The organism is Calyptranema fuscum S582 (genome assembly GCF_055793305.1).
This window is the reverse complement of sequence record NZ_JBSLYH010000004.1, coordinates 154,013-176,074: the sequence shown is the minus strand read 5'-3', so window position 1 is coordinate 176,074 and position 22,062 is coordinate 154,013. Positions and strand designations below refer to the sequence as shown.

Genomic DNA, 22,062 nt, shown 5'->3' with positions numbered 1-22,062 from the left:
ATTGTGTGACTAGCGACCCTGGGGCTATCACACTACTGCCTGGATAAGACAGTCTGCTGGAATTCATCTTGACTTGCAAACACTTCAAAAACTTGATCCATGCTGGTCAGTTCAAACAAAATTTTAATTTGTTCATTAACTGCACAGACATATAGATTCCCACCCGTCGATTTAACTGTCTTTAAAGCAATAACTAAGGCACCCAGCCCAGAGCTATCCATAAAAGTTACATCTCCCAGATCAACGAGCAGTAGTTTTGCACCCTCATTGACGATCTCGTTGATTTCAGAGCGAAATTGACCAGCTTTTGTACTATCCAAAATTCCGGCAGGTCGAACTACTTTTACTTCTGCTTCCATGTCTTCAGTCCTAACTATATGAATAGTTTTCAAAACTATGATGCGGTAGCTTCGCTTCCAGCATAATGCAGGCAAGACGTAAAATCTGCCTGTTGCACCGCTGATATGTCACTTCTGCCACTAAAGAAGCACCTCTGAAACCTGAGCCAAACTCATACTGATGCCAAGAAGAACACCCAACACCAGTATTACTTAGAATGCTCCGCTATCTTTTCGGAAGATGACCCAAATTGTCTGAAAAATCAGCTTGAAGTCATACATTAGGCTCCAATTCTCTTGATACCGGAGATCTAAGCGAATGACCTCCTCAAAAGAGGTGACTTTAGAACGACCATAAACTTGCCACTCTCCGGTCATTCCCGGTTTCACATCCAACCGTCGCCACTCCGGTACTTCGTAAATGTCGATTTCGTCTGGTGTGGGCGGACGAGTTCCCACAAGGCTCATTTCTCCTTTGAGAACATTCCAAAATTGCGGTAGTTCATCTAAACTCGTACGCCGCAAAAAGCGACCCACCTTTGTAATTCGGGGGTCGTTGGCATTTTTGAAAATAGGACCTTGAACTTGGTTTTCGACCAAGTGCTTCAGTTCGCCCGCATTAGGCACCATTGAGCGAAATTTCCAAAGCTTAAAGCGTCTGCCCATCCAGCCACAGCGGGTCTGACCAAAGAAAATAGGACCGGGGCTGTCTAGTTTGATGGCGATCGCCAGGGGAATAAAAATAAATCCAGTAATACCTAACCCGACCAGTGCTCCTAAAATGTCAACTAAGCGCTTCACTCTCGACCGCACAGAGGGATGGGTGATGATAGGAACATCTTTATGAGTTGTTGCATCACTAGGTAAAACAGCCTTAGTGCTTTTATCAATGGTAAAGAATTCATCTAACCCGGTGAGTGATAGCACCATTTCTACCTGCGGAGAAGGACTCCACAACACCAGTTCAATATCGAGAGATTTCGCAACTTTCTGGCAACTGACCAATGCACCAATGCCGCTACTGTCGATAAAACTGGTCTGACCAAAGTCTAAAACCATCCGGGTTGGCACTGACTCAGATTTGCAGATCTCCTGGAATTTCTTCTTAAAGGCGACTGCTTCGGTCACGGTAAAAAGGGACGGTAGCTGGATCAGACAGATCTGATTTTGGTATGTGACTTGAAAATCCACATCTCCAGGGGTCGGGGTCATGATTTTTCTAGAGAGATACGGGCTACAGGAAGTAACAGAAGAGACTATGTATGATAATCTCCTCTATTACCTAACCTAGATTTTGCCCATTTGTCAGCCCATTATAGACAATACTTCTAGGTGTTCTTGCACCTCATTATGCCCAAACCTCAGTTCCAGCATTCGACACAGGTTATTAATAGAACTTGCCGGGACATTTGAAAGAGTTGATCTGGTCGGTGAGGCAATGAAGCGAACCAAATCTCCGGGTGACCAGGCGATTGGTACACCTGTTCGCTCAAGGGCAAGAGCTAGCTCAATTTGGTGGTTATCGACATGTTCTCCATACTGGTGGCTACGGGGTACCAAGATGTAAGGGGTTGCAATATCTTCTAACAAATTGATGGTTCCCTCGCCGCAATGCCCAATGACCAACCGTGCTTTGTAGAGGAGGCTACGGAATTTTGCTTCGGGTAAAAGCGGATAAACTTTGGCACCTGCTGGAAGGATGGTGCAACTGCCGTATTGAATAATAATTTCTTCTTGCTCGTCTCGCAAAAAGCCTTGGTTTATCAGGGCGTCAACCCACTGCATTAAGCGATTAAACGGAAATTGTTCTGTGCCAACTGTAATGAGGATCATAGGATCATGCCAGAAAAATAATTATAAAGAGGTAATCAGTTCTGCCTTGGGATAGCGCACCTTGAGCTGGGGCCAATGAACATAAAGAACATCTAAGAATGGCAGTACCAAACGAGCAGATAGACTCAACTCTTCGGCACGGGTAATCGATTCAACAAACGCAGTTTGGCTACCAAAAAACTTAGCCAGAATAATGAAGGGAACGGCAACACCTGCCCCTGTTGAAATGACTAAATCAGGACATTCTTGGGTAATAACTTTCCAGGCAAACCACAAATTACGAATTAAGTTGGGAATGTTGCGATTGGTCGGCCCGAACGCCCAATGAACGGTTTCTCCTTTCAGTGCTGCTTCGCTCGGTCCGGTACGAAAAGTTACCCAAGAGTGTTCATAGCTGTCCCAAAACGGTTTGAGTTGCTGCAATGCACGGAAATGACCACCTGTAGAACAAATGAGTAGGATTTTCATACCGAACTTAATAGCAATGCTGAAGCGAAGGATTGAGTAATACCGGCTTAAATCAGCCTCTGACAGCTTATGAACGTAGTGTATCGGAGCGCTCCTTAAATGCCTTGCGGAAATATACTTGGACTGGGTTTAGACGAAAATCCGCTAGTTTTTTGGATAAGTGTTTTTACGGTTGGGAATAGTAGCTTAAATCTCTGTTGATCTCATGAGAAAGTGCTTTATATTTCTTCGGTCTAAAGTCTTTTGGATCATGCTGTTGTTGGTAGTAATCAGTTCATGCAAGGTAACGCCAGGGGTCGATGGTCAAGCGGCTTCTGTTCCCCCTCCGGACGTTGTTGATGCGGCTACGGTTCGGTTGCCTGGGGATGTAGAACAGCGGGTTTATGATGCCTTGGCGGCAGATTTCGGGGTGTCCGAGAGGGACGTTGACTGGCAGCAGGTCAACGCGGTGGACTGGACGGATGCTTGTTTAGACGTCGCTCAACCGGATGAATTTTGTGCCCAAGTAATCACGCCGGGTTATCGCATAGTGGTCGAACTGCCGCACGGTCGCTATGTGTTGCATAGCGATCGCTCTGGGCATTCGATTCGGATTGCCCAAACACCTTGATTTATCTTGATCTTGTGAGAAGAAACACGGCTCAGCCTTGCTTGCCTTGTCTTTAGGGCTACCCGGTCTGTTTCTCAGTGCACTGTGGTGACAAGAACTGGCGTCAAGATACAGCGATTTTCAAGCGCTTATAACCAGGTTATTTTTGTGAGAGCCGCGCTCCGCGCGGCTCTCACAAAAATAACTATGGCTTACTCAATCGCAAAACGCTGTAAACTACCTACTGCTCTGTGCGCGGATCCAATTTTGGATCAGTGTTTAGAGCAGACGAGATGGGTTGAATAGGGGGGCGCAAGATGAGATAGAGGCAAGGTCCAATCACTGGCAAAAGTGCCACTGCCCAGAAGATGCGGGAGTCTTGCAGGTGCCGACGTGCCATGTCGTCATGGAGCAATACCGGAAAGATGAGGTTGAGCAAGCAAAAATCCAGGCTCATGACGTGGATAAAGCGGCTTGTTTGCCATTGTTGAATGAAATCTGTGCCATTGCCAAACAGAATGCCATAGGTCAGACACGCGATCGCCAATAAGGTGATGAGGACTCCATTCCACCGTGATCCCAGCCATTTGAGAAGCCCGGTTGGCTCTCCGACAAATGTTGGGTTGGGTTGTCGCAATGCCAGATAAGGAAGAATGGCGAATGCGCCTACGGCGAACGCGCTGGTGGCAAAAATCCAGGCTGGTACTTTTTGCCCTCTGCCGTCAAATAACATTAGAGAGATGAAGAGCATCGGCAACACGCCCATGATATTAAACAGAGCAATCACGAGGGGATTAATGCCCTGCCATTGACCCGTAGAAAGATTTTGGATCAGGGTGAACGTGTTGGGATCATTGGGTGGAGCCAGGAACGTCGCATACAAGAGAAATCCTACCCAGAGTGCCCAAGTGGCTATTTGCTTTAGGGTCAAAGCGTTGCTCCTAGCGTTGTTGATGGATTGAGAGTTGTCAAAAAGCGTGAAGAATCGTTGCGATCGCCGCTCTCTATAAAATCAGATATTTGGCGTTCTATTGATTGATATGAAAGGGTTTGGGCGATCGCTATCGGACAATTTTAGTTAAAAACTGCGAATTGTGTATACTCATAACCGCTCCATCTTTGAGAGAATCAAAAACGATCCTCGACCTCACAAAAGCTAATCGCTGTCATAGCACTAGCTAACAAACTTTAGGACAAGGGGTGGGGACATCATGTTCTTAGTCAGAGGTTTTACCTCTACACCCCGTCCTAACTCACTGGCTGCCAGCCTAGTATTCACTCCATCGCTTTTGATCGGTACCGAGAGTGCGGGCACTGCTCCATTCTCTCTGTCAAACTCAGTGGGTCAATCTAGTAGCTGTGCCAGATATAGCTCATAAGCCGACAGCCCGATAGCTAAAAGCCAATACCAATAGCTAAACTAGCTGATTGCCTCATCGGTCCTTACGACCACTCAGCACAACGGAGAACTATACCTATGAAATTGGCTTACTGGATGTATGCAGGGCCGGCGCACATTGGTACGCTGCGCATTGCCAGTTCCTTTAAGAACGTCCATGCGATTATGCACGCGCCGATTGGTGACGATTACTTCAACGTCATGCGGTCTATGCTAGAGCGGGAGCGGGATTTTACTCCGGTAACTGCTAGTGTTGTTGACCGGAACGTGTTGGCGCGCGGCTCTCAAGAAAAAGTCGTGGACAACATCACGCGCAAGGATAGAGAAGAACATCCTGATCTGATCGTTTTAACACCGACCTGTACCTCCAGCATTTTGCAAGAAGATTTGCAGAATTTTGTCGATCGGGCACAGATAGATGCCAAAGGCGATGTCATGTTGGCAGATGTCAATCACTATCGGGTGAATGAACTGCAAGCTGCCGATCGCACGTTACATCAAATCATTCAGTTCTACATCGATAAAGCCCGTAAGAAAGGTGAACTGCCCACCGGAAAAACAGAACATCCCTCTGTCAATATTCTGGGGATTTCGACGCTAGGGTTTCATAATCAGCACGACTGCACCGAGTTAAAGCGGCTGATGGCAGACCTGGGGATCGAAGTTAATTCGGTCATCCCTGAAGGGGCGTCAGTGCATGAACTGAAGAATTTGCCCCGCGCCTGGTTTAACCTGGTTCCCTATCGCGAACTGGGGTTAATGGCTGCCAATTATTTGAAAGACGAGTTTGATATGCCGTTCGTAGACATTACACCTATGGGTGTGGTGGAAACGGCGCGTTGCATTCGTGCCATTCAGCAATTGTTGAATGAACAGGGGAACGATGCCAATTACGAAGAGTACATTGAAACCCAGACACTCTATGTATCTCAGGCTGCCTGGTTTTCACGTTCGATTGACTGTCAGAACCTAACCGGCAAGAAGGCCGTTGTATTTGGCGATAACACCCATGCGGCTGCCCTGACGAAGATTTTGGCACGGGAAATGGGCATCCATGTTGTTTGGGCAGGAACCTATTGCAAATATGATGCCGATTGGTTCCGGGAACAAGTGAGCGAGTATTGCGATGAAGTGATTATCAGTGATGATAATGGTGCCATTGGTGATGCGATCGCCCGTGTTGAACCCTCAGCCATCTTTGGTACCCAAATGGAACGCCATGTGGGCAAACGCCTGGATATTCCATGTGGTGTAATTGCGTCTCCCATTCACATTCAAAACTTCCCAATTGGCTATAAGCCGTTTGTCGGTTACGAAGGAACCAACCAGATTGTAGATTTGATCTACAACTCCTTTACGCTGGGGATGGAAGACCACCTGCTGGAAATCTTTGGGGGTCATGATACCAAGGAAGTCATTACCAAAGGGATCTCTGCTGATTCTGACCTGAACTGGAATAAAGAAGCACAGACTGAACTCAACAAAGTTCCAGGGTTTGTGCGCGGCAAAGTGAAACGGAATACAGAAAAATTTGCACGCGATCGCGGTCTTGCTGAGATCACTTTGGAAGTGATGTATGCAGCGAAAGAGGCAGTCGGCGCATAATTCCTTTCTGTTTCAACGCCTTCGGATCACGGATTAAACGACCCTAAAGATCATGATTGGAAGCGCGGCAACGCCGCGCTTCCAATCATGATCTTCCAGGTTTTATTGAATGTGTCGTCCTTAAAAACTTTTGAGCCTGATAGGATACTATGCAAAATCACGCATCCTATCAGGCTCAATCTGTTTAATCGCGATCGCCGATGATGTAGAGGGAGAGGGCGATCGCTTGCTGAAAAGATTGTGTAACCACAATACTTTAGCTTTGATCGTAAGCTCTCAGAAAAGTTTCTCTAGAAATACCAACTTGCGTACAAATAGCTCTTAACGTCCCACTTTTAATTTGAGTTTGGTTGGGCATCACTAGAGGCGTTTGGGTGCCATCGGCATTATCTCTTGCCATTACAATGTGTTCTCGTTCACGGATCATGTGAAAGCCCAATATCTCAAAGGTTTTTATCACCCGTCGTTTGGGGGCATCAACTGGAAACCGTGGCATTAAACAGCAATCCCTGCTTCAGCAATGAAAACTTCTACGGATGGTGTGTCTGATAAAATCTCTTTGCCAAACGTCTCAACATAGCAAGCCAGCGCAGACTTAACATCCGCTAGGGCTTCTTCGTAGGTTTCTCCCTGCCCAACAACCGCTCCTACGATGCCAATCGGATAAGCAACGTATCCATCGCTGTGCTTTTCAATAACAATTTTGAACTGTTTCACGGATGTCCTATGGCTAATCGTTATTAAGGTGACTTTTCCTTGATCGTATCTCAATCTGCGATCGCCTATTTTTTGGGCAGGGAATGTGCGATCGCCGCTCCTTTGAGTATTAAAGAGGGTGGGCATTGCCCACCCTCTTTAATTCAATTATTCACCCGTAACCGATAGACCTTCAACCCAGATGCGGGGGCAGATGCCACCGGGGGTAAGTTCGGCGTCGGGTTCGACGTAGATGATGGATTTGAGGACTTGCAGGATATCTCCGGCGATCGTGCCGGAGTCGATGCTGATTTTTTCGCCTTTGTTGACGAGCCAGCCATCGAAGGGCAGGGAGAAGGAACCCTGGAGGGCGTTGACTCCGGCATGAAGGGCGTTGAGGTCGTCAATCAAAATCACATTTTCGGCTTGATCGAGGTTGAAGGTTTGGCTGGCAGCAGCACCGGGGAAAACGTGGTAGAAGTGGGAGCTAACGGAAACTTTTGCACCGATATTGGCGTGTCCGGTGGGTTGGGCGCTGAGTCGTTTGGCAGTTCCGGCACTGTGCAGAAAACTGCTGAGGACGCCGTTGGCAATTAAGGGAACTCGGCGGGTGGGGGTGCCTTCGCCATCAAAGCGGGCTTCGGCAATATTATCGGGGTGCAGTGCATCATCACTCAGGGAGAGCAAGGGAGATGCAATTTCTGTGCCCAATGAGTCGGGGGTAGATAGGCTTTGTTTGTCGAGAATGCTTTGAGCATTGAACAAGTTGGAAAACGAACCGATCAAACTGAGAAATGCTTCAGGTGCAAAAACAACACAGTATTTGCCAGTTTTGATCTTTTCGTAATTGAGATGGCTGATCGTTTTTTCGGCAGCTTCTTTGAGGCAGGCTTCGATATCAAGATTCTCTAGACTGCGGTGCATTCTAAAGGCTCCGGCACTGCGGGGCTTTTTGCCGTCTTGCTCGGTTTTGGTATAGAGGTAAATGGAGGCATAGGAACGGGCTTCTTGACGCAGGGCACCGTCGCTATTGAGATAGAACTTGTCGATGTCTCGCTGGGCTAACCCGTTGTAAGGGATGCTGGCGATCGCTGTATGGGCGTCTAGCAATCGTTTTTCGGCATCAATCAACGTATGAATCAACTGATTCACAGGGGCTTGTGCTTCTTTACCATGCTTGGCTTCAGGAATCGGTGCTTTAGCTTCGGGGCTAAAGTCAGGGACATTTTCTTTTGCCCCAAATGCACTGGCTTCATATGCCGTTTTTAGTGCCAGTTCTAATCCAACTGGATCCAGATCGGTGGTTGACGTGACGCCAAGTGTATGGTCATCATTCCACACCCGCACAATCACACTGGAACGATTAGAGGCTTTGACCTGCTTTGGTTCACCAGAGTCTACTTGCACACTGGTTTCATCTACCGATGAACCGAAAATGTCGTATTTTTTAATCCCCAATTTATGGGCGATCGCTTCTGTATTGGCAGAAATTTCAGCAACGGTAGGCATAGTTTTAGATCTTGAAGTGGAGTTACAAGAATTTGGATGGGGATTAGCTAATAGCTGTTAGCTAATAGCTGTTAGCTATTAGCTGTTAACTATCGTCCACCGACGGTGATGGAATCGACTTTGAGATGAGGTTGTCCGACGGTGACGTAAATGCTGCCACTGACGGAGCCGCAGAAACCAGCTGCTAATCCTAAATCTTGGGAGCACATGGAAATTTTGTTCATAATTTCCTTGGCTTCACCAATCAAAATGGCACCTTTGAGGGGTTTGGTGATTTTGCCGTTTTCGATCAAGTAGGCTTCTTCTACACCAAAGTTGAATTCACCTGTCGCGCCGACGCTACCGCCTCCCATTTTTTTGCAATAAATGCCTTTATCAATGGACGCGAATAGATCGTCAACCGAATACTCACCAGGCGCAATGTAGGTGTTGCGCATCCGGCTGGCGGCTGCAAAGGTATAGCCCTGGCGGCGACCGCTACCTGTACGGGGGTGCCCAGTCCGAACAGAACCGGCACGATCTGCCAGGAAGTTTTTCAAAATGCCATTTTCGATCAATAAGGTGCGTTGAACGGGCATACCTTCGTCGTCCATATCGACGCTGCCAAAGGCATTGGCGGTTAAGCCTTCATCCCAGGCCGTGAGGTTTTCATGGGCGATTTTTTCGCCTTTTTTGTCAATAAAGGGCGTGGTTTTGCGTTCGATTTGAGTGGTTTCTAACAAATGTCCACAGGCTTCATGGAAAATTACGCCGCCAAAGTGGTTTGCCATAATGATCGGGTAAGTGCCCGATTCTACATAGTCGGCGTAGAGCATTTTGCCCGCAGACTCAGCGACTTCGGCAGCGTCGGGTGCAAAATTCCAGGTACGCAGGAATGCCGGATCGCTGGTATTGCCGACCCGTTTGCTGATAGAGGAACGGTTTGCCCCATCGGCGCAAAGTAGATTAACGCCCACCGTCTGGTTGAGGCGAATGTCTCTGGCAAAGGTGCCATCGCTAGCCGCTACCAATACTTCTTGCCAATCGCGAAAATAGGAAGCGCGGCGCGATTGCACATGGCTGGCTTGGCGTTGCAGTTGATCGGTAGCACCCAGCAGCACATCGCCCATTTCTTTCATAGAGCTGCATAGGCTGAGCCACCCCTCTTTGCCGCGAGCCGTGCCGTAGTCTCGTAACAGTTCCAGGTTAATTTCGGGGACAAATGAATTGGGTGCAGGAATGTGTAACCCCAGGATTAACAATCCCTTTTCCAGAGCCGCTTTCAGACCGCTAAAGGAGAGGTCATTGGTGCTGACGTAACAGTCTGCCTTACCACGAAAGATTCTTACCCCTGCGCCCGTCGATAGACTGGGTGAAATGCTGGTGATGGCATCGTCTTCTGCCAAGCAACTGACGTAGTTGACCCGCTCTAGGAAAAATTCAACAAAGTCTGCTCCAGCGGCGCGTCCTAAACCCAACAGGGTAGAGAGAGGAGCTTCCCAGGTTGAGTCGAAGCGATCGCCCGTAGCCGCATAGTCTAGGGTGGGCAGTTCTTTAGACAGAAGAAGCGTGCTTGGCGGCATAAAATTTGTTACCCTTTCTCACAAAATATTGGGATTTCTTTGCAAAATCTCGTTACATTCAGTCTAGCAAAAGGATTTGAACCGCATTCATTTTACGCAGATTGCGATTATGTTACGGGCTGCTAACTGAGCACGGCAAAGAAAAAGCCCTGGTGTAACCAGGGCTTCGTCATGTTTAACGGATGAACAACGACCCGTGGAAGAGGGTCTGGGGGAGGAGAGTCGTGTAGTTGTTCCATGCGAGATCAATTTTCCTTAGAATTTAGGCAGTTAGAAAAAGTTACGACGTTCTAAGAAATAGGTCTGATTGAGCTTGCGTCCCTTTTGCAACGATTGCCGAGATGACTTGTTGGATTGCTGATCGTCAAAAGGAAATAACTCAAACTGTTTTAGATGCCGGGGACTTCGTTCTTCTTCAGGATTAGATTCGGTTTCAGCCTGTCCCCAGGTGATTCCGTGAATTAAAAGAGACAACATAAAAACCTCGTTTGGTCGCGTATCAAATCCTTATGCAGAATTGATACTTTGGATACATTTACTAGCATAGCTCTGATAAAAATATCTGTACGTCCTCCACCCATGCTCGTCCGATCGGGTGAAGTGACTGATTTGAAGCCTGACATTTGCTCGTTTGCAGATAGTAATGCGATCGCCCTAAATATGGCTAAAGAGCTGGATGAACAAGGCTTGCGCCTCCTTTCGTCCAACTCTTTATTCTCTCTGTGCAAACCCCAGCCGTGCCCTAAAAAGATGGCTGAGAGGTAGGCATACAGGGCGATCTACATGACATATATTTTTAACTCACAACACGTATCTTTACTGAAGTCCAGTAAAAACACTCATAGCCTGACACCATCGAGCGAAGACAGGCTGATTGACTGATAAATAATTTGATATGGCTGGGTGTTGAACGACGTCAACCCCAACGTTGATCCTGGTTTTGATGGGTTACGCTAACGCTAACCCATCCTACGGCTGCAATTTTTTAAGAGAGGGTGAAGGGAACAACGCCCCCTTCACCCCCTCTTCAATTCGACGCATCTTCATGTGAAAACGGTATTAGTGGCTTCGAGAAGGGTGATTACTGGTTTAAGGCTTTGAGGAACTGCTTTAACCCTTTAAATAAACCTGGATTAGCGATAGGTTGAGCCGCTTGAGGATTGTCTTTGCCTGTGGCTCGCAGCAAAATTTGTTCTAATGCTTCTCCGACAGGTTTGGTCGCTTGCTCTGAGACGACTTCATAGACGCCATCTTTTTCCAGCAATACTTGCCATGCTGACGGATAACAGCGAAACACGGCGGCTCCTTCCAGGGGTCTCAGGTAATAGCAAGACTCAATCTGGTTGAGGAAGCGCTCTCTAAGTTGTCGCCCTGCATAGCCAATCCCAATCGTAGCAACATCTTCCATGCGGGGTAAGAATAAGATGGCTGGGCGATCGCCTGCTTCTTGGCAAAGTTGTTCGACTTGATTCACCTCAACAGATGACGGTTCGACAAACAAAAACAGTTGTTCATTGGGTTGAATGGCACCTTTTAGTTCGCCCATGCCTCGCATTGAGTAAGGTTTTTCGCCCCATTCGCGGCGGGCAAGGGCAGCAAACCCTGGATCGGGAAAGAAAACACGCAGCGTTTCCCCCCATTCCTCAAACCCTTCGACAAATCGCTGTGCCAGGGGCATGACTTTGAGTTCTGGGAATAATAGCTCAACCTGTAGACGAGTCAAGCCATCTGCGATCGCCGCTTTTACCGCAGTTTGAGCCTGATCGATCGCCTGATCTAAATCTTGAGGGAGTTCAACCATCCTGACACCTATTACCTAACGCCAAACGTTGATCTAAATGGGTCGGTTATGAGCGTCTCATTCCGATAAGATGAAACGCTCGTAACGTCTATAGCGGTACCCGTTTGGTTTAAGTACGGGGGGTGGGGATGGAACCCCCATGCAGGGGGCGGTGCCCCTTGCATCCCCTGTACTTAGCCAACTTGCCCATTGCTATAGAGATTTCTGTAGATTTTTTAGAGTCTATACTGATCTACTCCCTATTGAACGTGCTAATCGTACAAATAATGCTTGAAAGCCTCGCGTAGCGAGGCTTTCAAGCATTATTTGTACGATATAGATTTTCGATGGGCACTTTACTGCTGAATGGCAGAGCGTCCTTGTTTAGACAGGCGTACCAGGACAAAATATGCCAGATAGATGACATAGATCCCCAAACCAACAATGCCAAGAAAAGCCAGGAAACCCGTCGTTGTGTTGGCGTGGAAATATTCTTTATACATCAACGGTGCTTCTCGCCAAACCTGACAGAAATCAGTGCCATATTTTTCTTGGGAGAGGGCACAGGGAATAAAGGGCAACAGGGCGATCGCGCCGAGTGCCGTGTAGATGCTGATCGCCCAGCGCCAGGAGGTAAAGGTTAGCTTTAAGGAATTGGTTGGCTGATCATCGATTTCTTCATTGAGATCGACCCAAAACCAGAGGCTAACGGGAATCAGCACATGGGCAATGAGTGACGCAACAAAGCTCAGCGGCAAATTGCCAATTAATAAGTAAACCGTAATCATCAATAAGCTAGACACTCGCCAGTAGATGCTGAGTAGGCGTTGCATTGATTCCATTTTCTGGACAAATGCCCAGATTAAGAGAATTAATGGCAACACAACCGTAACCAAAATGGCAAGCCGATAATCCATCCAAACTAGCGATCGCAGTAGCTCTTGTGACATGGGAATAAGCAGAAAATACTAAAAAAATAGGCTATGCCTGCTAGGCAATTCATCGCAATCTGGGTGTTGAACGACCTCAACGGGTAGTCGAAGCTGTCCTGACCCATTACAGACTAACTCTGCTCATCAAAACTAGCATGGAAAGACGACGATGCCTCTAAATGTTTGTGAGCGCTCTACCTCAGGTAAAACGCTCACAAACATCTGGTTTTAGCCTCAGTTGCATGGATACCCATTAAAGATGAAGCTGCAACTGAAAACGATGTAAGGCTGTAGTGCTAATGAGTCAGGGTTGAGCGATCGCGTGGGGGATGAAATGACGGATTTCATTTGTAAAACGATCTGCCAGATCCTCTCAAACCCTCAGGATTGCGGATTTAATAAAACCCGATTCTTTTTGAGAGAGCGGCGGCTCCGCCGCTCTCTCAAAAAGAATTACAGGTTAATTAATGTGTGATCCTTAATAAGACCGAAGATTAATGTTTGGCAGCGCGGCTCCGCCGCGCTGCCAAACATAAACGTCCGGGTTTTAATTAGTTTGTGATCCTTAGGGATGACGAAACATTACATGTCAGGTGGCAAGATGACGCGATCGATCACATGAATGACACCGTTGCTTGCCCGGATATCAGGCTGGATCACTGCTGCATCATTTACCATTACTTCATTGTTGTCGCCTACTTGAATCAGCACAGAGCTGCCTTCCTCGGTCGGTACCTCACCCGAGGTCAGGTCTGCCGACAGAACCGTTCCCGAAACAACGTGATAAGCCAGGATTTGTGACAGAGCTTCACGGTTTTCGGGTTTCATCAATTCTTCTACCGTTCCAGGAGGAAGTGCCTCAAATGCTTCATCCGTCGGTGCAAAAACGGTGAACGAACCCTGTCCTGCCAGGGCATCTGCTAGCCCTGTTGCTTGAAGGGCAGCAGTCAAGGTTTGAAACGAGTCGCTTGAAGACGCGATATCAGTGATGGTGACACTGCTCTGCGGTTGAGTACCATCTTCAGGCATTGTTGGTGTTTGCATTTCATTGCCTGCACCCGGAGTCATTGTATCTGGGGAGGTCGGCATTTCCATTTCGCCACCCATACCTGGAGTCATCATGTCGGGTGTGGTGGTGTTAGGAGAGGTTGGCATTTCCATGCCGTTGCCCATGTCTGGAGCCGTTGTATCTGGAGTCGTGGCGTCTGGGTAGGTCTGTACTTCCGGGCTACTGCTCGGAGCATTGGTACTTGGGGTGGTGTCTGGGTTGGGTAGCATCTCCGTGTCACCCTCCGGAGTCGTCGTATCCGGAGTCGTGGCGTCTGGATAGGTCTGCATTTCCATGCCGCTGCCCATTCCTGGAGAGGTGGTGTCTGAAGGGGTCGTGCTTGGATAGGTCGGCATTTCCATGGGGATTTGAGGGTCCGACATCGGAGTTTCTACGTCCGATGGGGTAGAACTGCCCGTTTCTCCATTAAAGGGGGGTTCACTAAAGATGGTAGGAGACGGATTCACCTGGGCTTTGGCTGGAACTAAGTACAGCAGGCTGGCTGTACTAGCGCCCAAAACAACCATTAATCCTTTGAGAGCAGTTAAAACGTTACGATTCATTATTTTTGTCTCCTTACACGTAAAGATTGTGTAAAGTTTGCTTTGGAACTATAACGTTCTGTTGCGGTTTAACTCCTCACACCTTTGGTAGATTTCCTGCTGTTTGGCAGACCTATGACTTTTTCTCATCATTCAACCGTGGAGTGTGGGACTCATCCGTAACATAAGCATTTCAGCCTCAGGTTTTAGACCCATTGCTAGCTGCATAGCGCTGAGGCGCAGGTAGCGATGTTCGCAGGATTGCTGCTGGAACCCGTATTCGCTTGTTATGCTTAGCTGAAAGCGTCTGAAGGTGCTTAGGAGATAAGCCGTGCTAGAGCTATACCAATTTGAACTGTCTCATTACTGCGAAAAGATTCGTTTCATTCTCGATTACAAAGGGCTGGCTTATCGCAAGATTGAAGTAACTCCCGGCATTGGGCAAGTAGATGTCTATCGCTTGTCGGGTCAACCTCTGGTTCCTGTTTTGCGCGATGGTAATGAAGTCATCGCAGACTCGACTGCGATCGCCGATTATCTCGACAAAAAATATCCAGACAAACCCGTTATCCCCACCGACCCTAAATTGCGGGGGCTTTGCCTGTTAATGGAGCAGTGGGCGGATGAGTCGATCGGCTTAAATGCTCGCAAGTGTCTGGCTGGGGCGATCGCCAAAGATAAGAATTTACGAACGGCTGCATTGCCCACCTCTACCCCTGACTTCCTTAAAAGTTTGCTGGGTGCGGTGCCTGGAGAAGTCTTTGGATTTCTCAGTTTGGGCGTAGGTTTGGGCCCCGATACGATCAAGGCAGCCCAAGAAGCCATGAAACGTGACTTGACCGCACTTTGTTTTATTTTGCTAGAGCAACCTTACCTCGTCACCGACCAGCCAACGCTGGCAGATTTTTCTGTGGCAGCACTGAGTATGTATATCAAGTTTCCATCGGGCAACTATCTTGATATGCCAGAGTCGCTGAAGGGTAAAGGAGTTGCGGGTATGTCTGATATTGGGACGTTTGAGCCATTTTTTAACTGGCGCGATCGCCTCTATGCCGACTATCGCAAGGTGCCTGTGACGACGAATGGATCGTCCGGCTCCGGACCCACATCGATCAACATTGACTAGCGTCTGGTTTAAACGTTGTTTTTTCGTGCGCTTCGCACACGAAAAAACAACCCTCTTCGCGAGTTTTAAAACACGCTCTGGGGTTGGGGATGGTATGTAGCGGTGCGCCAGCGTTGACTGAATAAACGGTGTTGTGAGGCGCTCCGCGCCCCACAACATACTCAATCAACCCGATCCATTTAAGGGCGCGACGGCAAAGCCGTCGCGCCCTTAAATGGATCGTAGTTTTGTGGATCTCTGGCAAAATTAGCCCTATCGTCGTGCCAGTGCCGGAATTCGCCCACTCAAGCCCGTCATCAGTCGTAACGCTGCCCAGCGCAAGGGACGAACATGACGCATAACGCGTAAGCCCAACCGCCGGAGCGTGACCAAACCCAGCCACCGATTCGAAAAAACGCGATCGAGCAGATCGGTAAATCCTAAAATGGTGAGATTTTCTAGACTGCGCCATCGCTCATAACGTTTCAAAACGCGCAGACTTCCCAGATCTTCGCCGCGTTGATGGGCAGTTTGTAACACCTGAGCCAGTGCCGCCGCATCTCGAATGCCCATGTTTAGCCCCTGCCCCCCGACCGGGTGGCAACAGTGGGCAGCATCTCCTACCAGTGCCAGTCGGTGCCGAGTATAGCGATCGCTATGCATCAGTTGCACCGGAAAGAGGAGGCGATCGCTCACCAATTCCAATTGCCCCAACTGCCCATCATAGCGACGGTTAAGCTCTGCCAGAAACTCGGCATCACTGATTGCCATCAATGCTTTAGCTTCTGCATGAGGAGCCGTTAACACAATTTGGGCACGATTATCGGGCAATGGCAGAGTGGCAAAGGGACCCGTTGCCCAAAAGTGCTCCCGTGCAATATTTTCATGGGATTTTTCTGGGCGAATCACGGCAGTAATACAGGATTGCCAATATTGCCAACCGTGGGTGCCAATGCCTGCTTGCTGGCGCAGTGGCGATCGCGACCCATCCGCAGCTACCAACAAACGCGATCGGATGGAGTAATGGCTACCCTTCATGGCAACGGTGAGGGTGACACCGGCATCATCATATACCGCCGCAGTGACCTGTGCCGGACAGAGCCAGGTGACCGCTTCAGCAGTTTGTAAATCGGTTTGTAAGGCGTTCAGTAAAACCCCATGTTCGGTCACATAGCCCAATGCGTCTCGCCCTACATCGTCTGGACGCAGATTAACAACGGCAGGATGGTGTTCATCGGCCAGGCGAATTTGTCGAAACGTCGTGCTTTGAGACACAACATCAGCCCAAACACCCAACCCTTCGAGAATTTGACTCGACATCAACGTAATGTGGTAAGCCCGTCGCCGTTGCACTCCCACATCCATCGGAGACGCTTCGATCACCGCAATTTTTAAGCCTGAATTTTTTAAAGCCGCTGCCAGGGTCAAGCCCACGATGCTACCCCCTGCGATCGCCACATCAAAATCGAGCGCAGCCTCTGTTCCTAGATCGGGCTGAACAGCCGATAGCAAGCTAGACGCAGAGCGAAGGGAGGTCAAGTCTGAGCAATCAGAGTTCATGTAAAACGCTGTTGGATAATTACGTATTTGTTTTTATTGTGACGCGATCGCTTCCAGCCATCAAGTTATAGCAATTTTCAATAGTATCAAGTACAAGGTATTGAGCGAGTCGCGTGGAGCGCGACTCGCTCAATACCTGTAATCTATCCAGTTGCGACGGGTTAGGACGTAATTTTTTGGCTGACGAAATTCCCGGTCTATACCCCGTAAGATTGGCGAGAGCTTGATGTTAAGGTGAATACATCGATATTGACATGGCACTATGGAATCTTTGTTTGGGCGATCGCTAACAGATCTTGCTTTCTCTCCACCCGTTGATCTGACTGCCGACCCCGGCTTAAATTTCAATCCTTTAGATCAGCTATGGACATTTGCAGATGCGGTACTGGAACCGGAGTATCTGTTGACCCTGCAATATCGCCTGGGCAAAGCCTATGCTGATTTGGGCACTACCTTATATGACCAGGGTGATTTTGATCAGTCGGTGCAGCATTTCCAAAAAGCGTTAGAAGAAGCGCCCGATCTGCCCGCGTCGGAATTAGGAAAATTGCATTGCAATATAGGGTTGGCGTTGGCACAACAACGGAATTTTGAGCAAGCCATTCAGGAATTTACAACAGCACTTGAACTTAATCCTGAGGATGAGCAGGCAAAATTTCAGCTCGAAAGAATGGCATATGAACAAGACAATTTGGCAAAAGGATTGCAGTTTTCTCAAGATTGGTTTAGCCGCAATATTCCTATCTTAGAAACCCAGTTACACGCTTGGATGGGCAAAGAGCAACTCAGTGCTTTAGAAGTGGGATGTTGGGAAGGGCGATCGGCATGTTGGTTCCTCGAAAATGTTCTCACCCATGAGTCTGCGACCTTAACCTGCATCGATTTGTTTGAAGGCGCTAGCGAACACCAAGCCCGATTACATGCCGATTATTTGCAAACGATTGAGACAACCTTTGACCTCAACTTAAAGAAGGTTGGGGTGTATGAAAAGGTCAAAAAAATTGTGGGTAGATCCGCAGAAACGTTGCGATCGCTTCCTTTAAATAGCTATGACTTAATCTACATTGATGGCTCTCATTTTGCTCAAGATGTCTTGAGTGATGCGGTTCTCAGTTGGGATTTACTTAAACTGAACGGGTTGATGATTTTTGATGATTATGATTTTGATCAACGCAATCCAAACCACAATACCAAGTTAGGGATTGACGCTTTTTTACTAAGTTTTGCCAGTAAAATTCAACTCATCCATAAATCCCATTTAGTCATGATTGAAAAGCTATCTAGCTGAAAAATCAGTGATTGCAAAAATACAGATTACGGTTTTTGGGAGAGAGCCGCGCTCCGCGCGGCTCTCTCCCAAAAACACCTGTGCCACCCGCGTTTCAACCCATTACGATTCTGGTGCTGAGCGCATAGCATGACAAAATCAAATCCCTCAGTCTTTAAGATTAAAAAAGCGGTTTGCTGCGGGGCTTGATGTTAATCGGAAGGCTAAAAACCCGATTAAGATCTGGGGAAACACTACATCCAGCAGTCCCCTTAGTACGAAATCTAAGTAACTCGAATACCCACAAAAACGCTGTTCGATATGACCTACCTCTCTTTGCCAACAGTCATAAGGAGGGGTGGGTAACGGCTCGCCTTGCGTTAGAGACGTGTAGACTAGCTGAAAATAATGGCTTTTGATGACACCCCCTATGACTAGCATGATTAAAAAGATAACGCCTAGCCATTGTCCATAACGTTTCTTTCGCTGAAGCCCTAAAAATGAAACGATAAAAAATCCTAAAGCGCAAGCGTCCAGCACCAACCATAAAGTACTGGACGGCGATAGGCAGGAGCGCGTTTCATTTTGAAAAGTGCAACGGAATACGTCAACCCCTATGTATACCGAAACTTGTAGAATTCCCAGAAATAACAAAATCTGGGTGAGCCATACGCTTGGAGGACGCTTATTTTCATCGTTCATAAGAGTCTGGATAAGGACTTCTGAGAATTGCCATTGTTTAGGATTGTGGATTTAATAAAACCAAAAATAAACGTCCGGGTTTTAATTAATTTGTGATCCTTTTGTGATCCTTAGTAAAGGATTAAAGGGCGATCGCTTTCTCCTTCTAATCCAACTGTTTTGATTTGCAGGGTTGCATCGGTCAGGCATTTTTTTGACGCCAGAATTTTGAGCAGCTGAGTCATGTTTTGAGCTGGTAAGGGACGGCTAAACAAAAATCCTTGCATCACTTCGCATTGCAACCGAGTTAAGATTTCTCGTTGATGTTTTGTTTCTACTCCTTCAGCAACTACTCGCAAATTTAGACCTTTACCTAATGCAATCAACGCACTAATAATGGCACTATCTTTCGAAGCGATCGCTAATTCTTTAATAAAGGAACGATCGATTTTAATCGTGTGGAGTGGGAAGTTCTTTAAGTAACTGAGTGAAGAATAGCCTGTGCCAAAATCATCGAGCGATAGTAGCACACCCATGTCATGTAAATCTTGCAAAATTTTGTGGGTAGAACTGACATTTCGCATGGCAATGCTTTCTGTAATTTCTAACTCCAAACGTTTAGGATCGAGTTGGCTTTGATGAAGAATCTGGGCAATTCGGTCAGCCAGATAACCTTGTTGCAACTGTCGGGCAGAAAGATTGACCGCAATACTGATGGTGGGCAGTCCGGCATCTTGCCACAAGCGATTTTGGGCGCACGCCGTTTGGAGCACCCATTCTCCAATCGAAACAATTAACCCCATGTCTTCGGCAAGGGGAATAAATTTATCGGGTGGCACTAAACCCAACTGGGGGTGCTGCCATCGCAGTAAGGCCTCTACCTGATGCACTTCGCCCGTAATGACGTTGACCTGCGGCTGATAATGCAAAACAAATTCATGTCGTTCCAACGCACGATGCAAATGATTTTCCAGGGCTAACCGTTCTGATGCAGCAGAGTTAATTGCGGAGGTATAGAGATGATAGGCATTGCGTCCGCCTTCTTTGGCGCGATAGAGCGCGGCATCGGCATTTTTTAACAGGGTTTCGGCATCGGTGCCATCTTCTGGATAGATGGCGATGCCAATGCTGCTGCTGACCCGCAGGGCATGACCTTCGATTTCAAAATCAGGTTTGAGGGCTTCTAAAATCCGTTGGGCGATCGCGGTTGCCTCTTCGATATTGCGAATGTCGGGTAAGAGCATGGTAAATTCATCCCCTGCCCATCGCGCTACGATATCGCTGTCACGCAAGCCCGTCTTCAGTCGTTGCGATAATAGTTGCAGCAGCAGATCCCCAGCCGCGTGACCCAGGGTATCGTTAATTAACTTAAATCGATCTAAATCAAGAAATAAAACGGCGAGTTGGGTATGGTGTTGGGCTGCCTGAGTCAGGGCGATCGCCAACTGCTCATTAAACGACACCCGATTGGGCAACCCCGTCAACGCATCATGCAAGGCTTGATAGCGCATCTTTTCTTGCGTCCGTTGCCGTTCGGTAATATCTCGAAAACTCCAGACCCAGCCAATTACCACATCATCCAACCGTTGTGGCGATGAATAGCGTTCTAATACCCGACCATCCTTTAGCTCTAGCAGGTCAAAGCTTTCGCCATAGGGACGAACATAGATATCAAAGATTTTTTTGGTCGAAAATCGTTTGGGATCTTTCAATAATTGGGCAATAAATTGCATCACCTGGTGATTATCCCGCGATGCCAAGATACGCTCAGGAATGTGCCAGAGGTCTACAAATTTTTGATTGCAGTGCAATACCTTACCCCGAATATCGGTTACTAAAATGCCGTCGGCGGTGGCTTCAAAGGTGGCTTTTAGCAGCGATAGGGAATGTTCTAACTTGGTTTGGGTGCGTTTACGATCGCTGATATCGCGTTTGATGGCGACATAGTTAGCAATTTGTCCCTGACGGTTGTGAACTGGAAACAGCGTGGCTTCTTGATGGTAAAACGAACGATTTTTTCGTCTGCCAATGTAGTACCCATGCCACACCTGTCCCGAAGAAATAGCCTGCCAGATTTCTTCATAAAAGGCATCTTCATGTTGCCCTGCCCGAAACAATGTTGCTGGTGTTTTGCCCATGACCTCGTCACGGGAATACCCTGTAATCGTTTCAAACGCCGAGTTGACATAGAGAATTTTGCAATCTGTATCCAAAATTTCGATCGCATCAGCTGCCTGCTCAACCACCGTCAAAGCTAACTCTGCTTGTTCTAAGGCACGGCGCAATTCAGTTCGTTGTTCGGTTAAGCGCTCTGCCAACCGCTTGGCATCAGACAGGGTTGCCGTTCGGGCTTGCAACAAAAATAAAAGATCAGAAACAGAATCTTGCAACGAAAAATCCGACAGCTTCATGCCCAATGCTGTCAATGCATTTAAGTCGTGCGATAGGGGCGATCCTAAAAAGAAAATTAAGTCTTGCGATACCGAACAAATCACTTGCCCTTTATAGGAAAAGTTACGGCTCAGTGCTTTTAGCACCAGCTCAGATTCTAAGTTTTGGCAAATATCCGTAAATGTAAACGCAATGTCAGGAACCTGAAGTTCAAAATATTTATCAATAGAGGTGCCAGGCGCAAGATTGGGGTGAAGTTTTTGTAACGCACTGCCAATGTGCACTACATTCATATCGCGGTTGAAGGCTAGATAAAACGGAAAGACCTTGGCGAGCAGATGTGTTGAGACATCGAACCCGGTGGACGTTTTGACCCAATCTTGCTGCTCTTGGGAGAATGGCAAATCTGCCATAGCAATACACTCACATTAGATAAAAAGTTTTATATACTCCGTCGTCGCGAAAACCGACCTGCATCCATCTTAGAGAGGAGGTTAGAACCTGACTCGATCCTGCTGATGCCCCTGACTCTTCGCTGCGGTGATACACTATGCCTCAATATGCCCATTGCCCAGCATTTTGCCTCCTGGTCTCCCAGTCTGGAAACAACGAGTAGCCCCTCAGCGTTGCCTATAATCGATGATTTAGAGAAAGAAATCAGCTTACGCCGAAGTAGAGATGACGGCTGTGTACCTGATGGATTAATAAATGCTTATGGAAATTTTTGTTTCTACCCCTTCATTGTCAGATCCGTAGG

20 protein-coding genes are annotated in these 22,062 nt (G+C 47.7%); 4 read left to right on the top strand and 16 right to left on the bottom strand.

The features are described from left to right. Positions 1–32: 32 nt before the first annotated feature. The 4 genes from ACR6Z4_RS04880 to pssD form a co-directional block, all read right to left on the bottom strand. Entirely contained in the window at positions 33–359 is a 327-nt protein-coding gene (locus tag ACR6Z4_RS04880) for an STAS domain-containing protein (protein ID WP_479716099.1), read from the bottom strand. 192 nt (positions 360–551) lie between these two features. Beyond that, positions 552–1,550, bottom strand: a complete 999-nt coding sequence (locus tag ACR6Z4_RS04875; protein ID WP_479716098.1) for a sugar transferase — start codon at positions 1,548–1,550, stop codon at positions 552–554. 93 nt (positions 1,551–1,643) lie between these two features. Then, on the bottom strand, positions 1,644–2,171 hold the full coding sequence (locus ACR6Z4_RS04870; protein ID WP_479716097.1) for a glycosyltransferase: 528 nt from the start codon (positions 2,169–2,171) through the stop codon (positions 1,644–1,646). 21 nt (positions 2,172–2,192) lie between these two features. Further along, the gene (gene pssD / locus ACR6Z4_RS04865; RefSeq protein WP_479716096.1) at positions 2,193–2,639 is read right to left on the bottom strand and encodes a PssD/Cps14F family polysaccharide biosynthesis glycosyltransferase; all 447 of its coding nucleotides are present in this window, start codon (positions 2,637–2,639) and stop codon (positions 2,193–2,195) included. A 250-nt stretch (positions 2,640–2,889) separates the two neighbouring features. Here pssD and ACR6Z4_RS04860 point away from each other — a divergent pair, with 250 nt between their 5' ends. Continuing rightward, positions 2,890–3,249, top strand: coding sequence for a hypothetical protein (locus ACR6Z4_RS04860; protein WP_479716095.1), 360 nt, complete (start codon positions 2,890–2,892; stop codon positions 3,247–3,249). A 220-nt stretch (positions 3,250–3,469) separates the two neighbouring features. Here the strand turns inward: ACR6Z4_RS04860 and ACR6Z4_RS04855 are convergent, their stop codons facing one another. Next, positions 3,470–4,159: a DUF2834 domain-containing protein gene (locus ACR6Z4_RS04855; protein WP_479716094.1), complete on the bottom strand. Its 690-nt coding sequence runs from the start codon at positions 4,157–4,159 to the stop codon at positions 3,470–3,472. A gap of 546 nt (positions 4,160–4,705) precedes the next feature. Here ACR6Z4_RS04855 and bchB point away from each other — a divergent pair. Further along, the gene (bchB, locus tag ACR6Z4_RS04850; protein ID WP_479716093.1) at positions 4,706–6,232 is read left to right on the top strand and encodes a ferredoxin:protochlorophyllide reductase (ATP-dependent) subunit B; all 1,527 of its coding nucleotides are present in this window, start codon (positions 4,706–4,708) and stop codon (positions 6,230–6,232) included. A 256-nt stretch (positions 6,233–6,488) separates the two neighbouring features. On the opposite strand, the gene ACR6Z4_RS04845 is transcribed toward bchB, so the two are convergent. The 8 genes from ACR6Z4_RS04845 to ACR6Z4_RS04810 all read right to left on the bottom strand — a co-directional run bounded on the left by ACR6Z4_RS04845 (position 6,489) and on the right by ACR6Z4_RS04810 (position 14,322). Then, complete coding sequence (locus tag ACR6Z4_RS04845; RefSeq protein ID WP_479716092.1) at positions 6,489–6,728, bottom strand: type II toxin-antitoxin system HicA family toxin; 240 nt, start codon at positions 6,726–6,728, stop codon at positions 6,489–6,491. Then, positions 6,728–6,949 (bottom strand): type II toxin-antitoxin system HicB family antitoxin, encoded by a 222-nt coding sequence (locus tag ACR6Z4_RS04840; protein WP_479716136.1) that lies wholly within the window; start codon positions 6,947–6,949, stop codon positions 6,728–6,730. The genes ACR6Z4_RS04845 and ACR6Z4_RS04840 overlap by 1 nt, the downstream gene beginning before the upstream one ends. A gap of 147 nt (positions 6,950–7,096) precedes the next feature. Continuing rightward, the gene (locus tag ACR6Z4_RS04835) at positions 7,097–8,437 is read right to left on the bottom strand and encodes a TldD/PmbA family protein (RefSeq protein WP_479716091.1); all 1,341 of its coding nucleotides are present in this window, start codon (positions 8,435–8,437) and stop codon (positions 7,097–7,099) included. Between the two features lie 89 nt (positions 8,438–8,526). Next, positions 8,527–9,999 carry a TldD/PmbA family protein gene (locus ACR6Z4_RS04830; RefSeq protein WP_479716090.1) on the bottom strand — a complete coding sequence of 491 codons (1,473 nt, stop codon included), beginning with the start codon at positions 9,997–9,999 and terminating at the stop codon, positions 8,527–8,529. A 270-nt stretch (positions 10,000–10,269) separates the two neighbouring features. Next, on the bottom strand, positions 10,270–10,476 hold the full coding sequence (locus ACR6Z4_RS04825) for a hypothetical protein (RefSeq protein WP_479716089.1): 207 nt from the start codon (positions 10,474–10,476) through the stop codon (positions 10,270–10,272). 604 nt (positions 10,477–11,080) lie between these two features. Beyond that, complete coding sequence (locus ACR6Z4_RS04820; RefSeq protein ID WP_479716088.1) at positions 11,081–11,800, bottom strand: DUF1995 family protein; 720 nt, start codon at positions 11,798–11,800, stop codon at positions 11,081–11,083. 335 nt (positions 11,801–12,135) lie between these two features. Then, positions 12,136–12,729, bottom strand: a complete 594-nt coding sequence (locus tag ACR6Z4_RS04815; RefSeq protein ID WP_479716087.1) for a DUF3177 family protein — start codon at positions 12,727–12,729, stop codon at positions 12,136–12,138. A 564-nt stretch (positions 12,730–13,293) separates the two neighbouring features. After that, the gene (locus ACR6Z4_RS04810) at positions 13,294–14,322 is read right to left on the bottom strand and encodes a fasciclin domain-containing protein (RefSeq protein ID WP_479716086.1); all 1,029 of its coding nucleotides are present in this window, start codon (positions 14,320–14,322) and stop codon (positions 13,294–13,296) included. A gap of 310 nt (positions 14,323–14,632) precedes the next feature. Here ACR6Z4_RS04810 and ACR6Z4_RS04805 point away from each other — a divergent pair, with 310 nt between their 5' ends. After that, positions 14,633–15,427 carry a glutathione S-transferase family protein gene (locus tag ACR6Z4_RS04805; protein ID WP_479716085.1) on the top strand — a complete coding sequence of 265 codons (795 nt, stop codon included), beginning with the start codon at positions 14,633–14,635 and terminating at the stop codon, positions 15,425–15,427. A gap of 252 nt (positions 15,428–15,679) precedes the next feature. On the opposite strand, the gene ACR6Z4_RS04800 is transcribed toward ACR6Z4_RS04805, so the two are convergent. After that, entirely contained in the window at positions 15,680–16,966 is a 1,287-nt protein-coding gene (locus ACR6Z4_RS04800) for an FAD-dependent hydroxylase (RefSeq protein WP_479716084.1), read from the bottom strand. A gap of 262 nt (positions 16,967–17,228) precedes the next feature. Here ACR6Z4_RS04800 and ACR6Z4_RS04795 point away from each other — a divergent pair, with 262 nt between their 5' ends. After that, the gene (locus ACR6Z4_RS04795; protein ID WP_479716083.1) at positions 17,229–18,254 is read left to right on the top strand and encodes a class I SAM-dependent methyltransferase; all 1,026 of its coding nucleotides are present in this window, start codon (positions 17,229–17,231) and stop codon (positions 18,252–18,254) included. Positions 18,255–18,401: 147 nt separating this feature from the next. On the opposite strand, the gene ACR6Z4_RS04790 is transcribed toward ACR6Z4_RS04795, so the two are convergent. Next, positions 18,402–18,935: a hypothetical protein gene (locus tag ACR6Z4_RS04790; RefSeq protein ID WP_479716082.1), complete on the bottom strand. Its 534-nt coding sequence runs from the start codon at positions 18,933–18,935 to the stop codon at positions 18,402–18,404. A 110-nt stretch (positions 18,936–19,045) separates the two neighbouring features. After that, the gene (locus tag ACR6Z4_RS04785) at positions 19,046–21,718 is read right to left on the bottom strand and encodes an EAL domain-containing protein (RefSeq protein ID WP_479716081.1); all 2,673 of its coding nucleotides are present in this window, start codon (positions 21,716–21,718) and stop codon (positions 19,046–19,048) included. Positions 21,719–22,062: the final 344 nt, after the last annotated feature.